The following is a 5,635-nucleotide window of genomic DNA, read 5'->3' on the forward strand; positions in this document are numbered from 1 at the left end:
CTCAACCTTAGATCCTGGTTCTGCTGTCACTTCAACTGGTGTCTTAGTTCCGGCTTTACCTGTAAGGTCTGTATCGATAACTGGTTTCGCTGGCGCTGTTGTATCTGGTGTATCTGGTGTTGATGGTGTTGTTGCTTTCGCAGCATCACTTGGTTCTGATACATTACCTGCTTTATCAGTTGCTTTAGCTGTTACGCCACCTTCTGGAATCTCAGTTGTTGGTGTGATTGTAGCTTTACCTTTGTCGTCCGCTACGCCTTCACCAATCTTCTTACCGTCTTTGTCGAACAACTCAACCTTAGATCCTGGTTCTGCTGTCACTTCAACTGGTGTCTTAGTTCCGGCTTTACCTGTAAGGTCTGTATCGATAACTGGTTTCGCTGGCGCTGTTGTATCTGGTGTATCTGGTGTTGATGGTTTTTGAGTTACAAATTCTGACAATGGTTTTGTATCTGTTGAACCATCTGTATATGTTACGACAAGATTTCCTTTGCCATCGTTTGTGACTGATTTAATCTTACCATCTTTATCAACTGGAGTATTTTTTGCGATATTCGCATCGTCATTGTTCTTGTTGTACTCAAGTTTAAGTTTTTCTTTGATTTTATCTAACTCAGCGTCTGTTACTTTTGTTGGATCTGCTACTTCAACTTTATCAGCTGGGGCTGGAGTTGCAATATCGTACTTATCTGTTTGAGATTTAACGATAAAGTGAACATATCCTGGAGTCTGAGTTGCATTCGGATTTTTATCTAATGCATTAAAATCTGTATTTGATGGTGCATTATCATTGTCATTAGCAACAACAAAACTTGTCCAATGGTTTGGAGCTTTAAGTGTTGTAACACCTGTCATCTTAATAGTAGCTGTAGGACCTGATACAGTACCATCACCATGAGTGACTGCTGAATTCTCGATTTTTCCAGTTGTGAAACCGTAATCTGCCGTATTATCTTTTCCAATACCACCAGGACCACGTACATACATATCTTTAACAGCAGTGTTGTCTGATGCTTTGAATGTTAAATCAGTGTTTTCACCTGTATAAACATAGATTTCTTTCTTAGCTTCATTTGAGTATGGAACTTCTACTTTTGGAGCTACGTTTACAAATTCTGACAATGGTTTTGTATCTTTAGAACCATCTTTATAGGTTACAACAACTTTGTTGCCATCTTTTTCTACTTTATCAACAACTTTTGAAGCATCTTCTACTTCTTGACCTTTTTTGTCAGCTAAACGTGCATCTGGATTGTTTTGAGAATATTCAACTTTAACTTTCTCTTTAATTTTTTCAAACTCTTTATCAGTAACATTGTTAGCATCTGATACGGTTACTTTATCTGCTTCTGATGGAGTTTTGATATCATATTTCTTAGTTTGTGCTTTTAATACGAAAGTTACTGCACCTGGGTCAGTAAGGTAGGTACCCACTACTTCTCCATTATTTTTAGTTTTGGTTGCATTATTAGAAATCTCTGCACCATCTGTATCAGTTGCAGTTGCAAAACGCGTTACAAGATCTAAAGAATCGTTTTCTGTTTTCGGTAATTTTTCTGCCGATATGCCAGAAACTTGTCCTGTTACTTTAATTTTCGCAGGCGTAGCTGTTTCAGAATTAATTGCTGTTACAGTGTATCCATATTCATTATCTTGTTTATCTGGATTCCCATCAATATTATTTAGGGCAATATTTCCACCTTTTTTAAGTGAAGCTGATTTAATTTTTCCAGAATCATCATTAAAGGTAATATCAACGTCAGCTTCTTCTCCAGTATAAAGATAAACTTCTTTTTTGTTTGGAGCTGGATCTGAGTATGGAATCTCTACTGTTGGTGCAACATTCGTACGTGCAAAATCAGTCAATGGTTTTGTATCTTTAGAACCATCTTTATAGGTTACAACAAGATTGTTTCCTTCTTTTTCTACTTTATCAACAACTTTTGAAGCATCTTCTACTTCTTTACCTTTTTTGTCAGCTAAACGTGCATCTGGATTGTTTTGAGAATATTCAACTTTAACTTTCTCTTTAATTTTGTCGAACTCTGCATCAGTAACATTATTAGCATCCGCTACAGGAAGTTTTTCCTCTGGAACCTTAATATCATATTTCTTAGTTTGAGCTTTTAATACGAAAGTTACTGCACCTGGGTCGGTTAAGTAAGAACCAACAACCTCTCCATTTTTCTTAGTTTTTACCGCAGTATTATTGATTAATGCTCCATCAGTATCAGTTGCAGTGGCAAAACGCGTTACAAGATCTAAAGAATCGTTTTCTGTTTTCGGTAATTTTTCTGCCGCTATGCCAGAAACTTGTCCTGTTACTTTAATTTTCGCAGGCGTCGCTGTTTCAGAATTAATTGCTGTTACAGTATATCCATATTCATTATCTTGTTTATCTGGATTACCATCAATATCATTTAAGGCAATATTTCCACCTTTTTTAAGTGAAGCTGATTTAATTTTTCCAGAATCGTCGTTAAATGTGATATCAACGTCAGCTTCTTCTCCAGTATAAAGATAAACTTCTTTTTTGTTTGGAGCTGGATCTGAATAAGGAATCTCTACTGTTGGTGCTACGTTGTCACGTGCAGGGTTTACAACTACAGTAACTTCAATCTCGTTTGACTCTTTACCTTGGCTATCAACAGCTTTATACTTAACTGTGTAAGTGCCTTGGGTATTTGTATCAACTGTCTTGGTTGCTGTGTCGCCATTTACTGAAACAACTTCAGCATGGACCTTATCACCTAGGGTTGCTTGGGCATCATCTTCTTTATCTGCTACTGTCACAAGAGATGCAAGGTCAAGTTGAGCACCTTGAGCAACAGTTTTTTTGTTTCCTTCAACTGCTGATGCAATAGTTGGAGCTTGGTTTTCTACTGAGCGTGGTTGCCAGTCAGCCACACTTGAGAAGCCACCCTCTACCACGTTTGAGATTGCTGCTACTTCTGTACCTGCAATCTTGTCAGCCATGGTAAGAACGATCGTATCTTGGAACTTACCGTGCTCAACTGATTTGACAGTTGCCTTATCTGATTTTTGTGATGTCCATGCAGATGAGGCATTATCACGTTTGACTGGAATCTCAACAGTCTCTCCAGCAGTATTTGTATAGCGCATGTAGGCAATTCCTGCATCATGAGGAACCTTAAGAGTAACCTCTTTTTGTCCTGCTACAACTGCAGCTTGGTTAGTAGTCAAGCTTGAAGGTTCAACAGTTGTTACACCAACAGATACTGGTACAGTACGACGGCTACTTTCTTCACCGTTAACTACTTGGCTTACCTCTACTGTTTGACGTGGTTTGATAGTTGTACCATCACCTTGGTTGTTGTTCAAGGCTGTTGGAAGCTCACCTGTAGTCCAGTTACCGCTACTGTCAACAGTGACATTGCCGATGTTTTGCTCTTGACCATCGATATAAATCTTAATAGTTGCACCTGGAACCCCTGTTCCTGAAAGAGTGCTTGAAGTTGAAGCTACAGTTTGAACAGGAACGTTGACAGAGGTGTTGGTCAAGTTTGGAGTCACACTTGGTGCAGCAACCTGACTAACCAGTTGCTTATCATATTTACCTGAGATAGCATACCAGTTGTTTCGTGGTAAGCCTGTTTTAGATTCAACTCCAGCAATATAAGAAATGGTCTGTGATGGGTCTTCAACTACAGTACGGTACTTAATAGTAACCATGCGCGCCTTAGTGTTGTTACCATAACTAAGGACATAAACCTTTTTAGTGTTGTTCATGACACCGCTAAGACCATTTACGTTGTTGTAGTCTCCCCCAACGGTATTCTTGACACGCCACTCAAGTTTATTACCAGCATCGATAAACTGCTGACCTTCTGCAGACGGCGAACCACCTGGTGTAACATTTCCATCCACCCAGCCATCGCGGGGGCCGTAAGCGCCGTTGTTATATTCTGTCACAACTTTATAAGGATCAGATACATTTTTAGGGATTGTAAAGTAGTAGTATCCTCCCATCTTATCGTACTGAGCCTCGTTAAAGGTTACCGTCCACTCCAAGACTGGACGACCTTGACCAGATGGGTCTGTAGCCACTGTTTTTCCATCGACTACCTCATAGTCTCCCAGCTGTCTGTACTCGATCTTAGCACGTTGAGTTGGATCTCCATCGTTTACTGTAGCAGTTCTGTCTTTATAAACGTACTTGATGTCTTTCTCTTCCGAAGAGCGATCTTGAGCACGTTCTTGTCCTGCTGCTCGACGGCTTCTTGACTTAGGTTGAGTGGCTGAAGTTTCTGCTGGAGCTGCCACTTTAACAGTTTGACTTGCTGTCAAGTTTGCAGTTGAACCATCTGCAAAAGTAACAACTACTGATCCATCTGCTTGGACTTGAACATCAGTCGCAGTAGGATTCACACCCTTAACAGCTGCCACTACATTTGCTTTTTCTTCATCTGTCAAAGCTGAAGAATCTGCTACCACTGTCAATGAAGGAAGCTGAACTCCATCTGCTTCCTTAGCTGTTTTTGCTGAGGTAGCTTCTGAACTTGTAGGATGTTCGGCAACCACTGGTGAAGTTGTTGATACCTCCACTGCTGGTGCTTTATACGTTCCTACTTCGTCACTAGAGCTTGCTTCAGCAGCTGAGTTGGCAGTTTTAGTCTCTACCTCCCCAGTATCAGCTGTGTCGGCCTTAACCGTTGGAGCTACCAAGGCTGCACCAACTGCAAAGACAAGCGAACAACCAAAAAGGAAATGTTTTCCTTTTTTAATCATACGCCAGTTCTTCTGCTCTGCATTTTTACGATTAAAATACATCACATTATCTCCTTTGTTTAAAAATAACTGCATGTCTTTTACATACAATTCAATTATACATCTCTTCTAGAAAATAGTCAATTAAAACAATTTTTGAACTTTCAAGTATTTTATAAACCAAAAACTACATATATAATGTCTTTTATAACTTAATATAGTTATCTAAAAATTCAGTAAAATCAGATTCTACACACATAGTTTTCTTCACTGGACCTTTTAAGACACAAAATTTCAAAAAAACAGAAAATTTACATTAAATTTTCAGAATGAATGAAAAATAAATGAATGAATGAAGTTTGTATCAAAGAACATTAGCGATCCTAAATTTTCTTGAATCTTTTAATACTCAAGAAAAATCAACCTACACTTTTTATTGACAGACCACTTAAGAAAGATGCTAGTCCAAGTATATATTTTTAACAAGACAATCGATAGACCTTCTTATGTTCTAGGAGGGTAAGGAAAGAGTTTTTAATGAATCCCATACTATAGGTGATCGCACACTAAAAATTTTTGCTTTTTTTGATTTTATAGGCTTAAAATGGTGTTTTCTTTTAAAAATTATGAGATAGCACCGAGGGATGCCATCGATTACACCTGTGAGAGTCAAATATAGTAGATTGAAATAAGATATGAACAAAGAGATTAGAAAAGTCAAAGTAATTTCTAGAAATATTTTTAGCAGTCATAGTGTACTATTCCAGATTCAATTCACTATAAAACCGATAAGATTGACGCTGAAAAACTAGCTGCTTCTCAGTTCATCCTCAATCGTAAACCAAGCTATGTCCAAGAAGCGCTTTATCAAGAATTACGCGATCTCAGCCGTTTCTATCAGAATCTT

The 5,635-nt window shown here is 38.4% G+C and carries 1 protein-coding gene and 1 pseudogene; one reads left to right on the plus strand and one right to left on the minus strand.

Annotated elements, in window-relative coordinates; all coding sequences use genetic code 11:
* Positions 1–4,791 (minus strand): Ig-like domain-containing protein (locus GEZ89_RS09280; protein WP_228113889.1); only part of this gene is annotated, 4,791 nt, incomplete at its 3' end.
* A 718-nt stretch (positions 4,792–5,509) separates the two neighbouring features.
* Here GEZ89_RS09280 and GEZ89_RS09285 point away from each other — a divergent pair.
* A pseudogene (locus GEZ89_RS09285) lies at positions 5,510–5,635 on the plus strand (IS110 family transposase); the annotation flags it as partial.

It is taken from the genome of Streptococcus mitis (genome assembly GCF_009496285.1).
GTDB lineage: Bacteria > Bacillota > Bacilli > Lactobacillales > Streptococcaceae > Streptococcus > Streptococcus mitis_BP.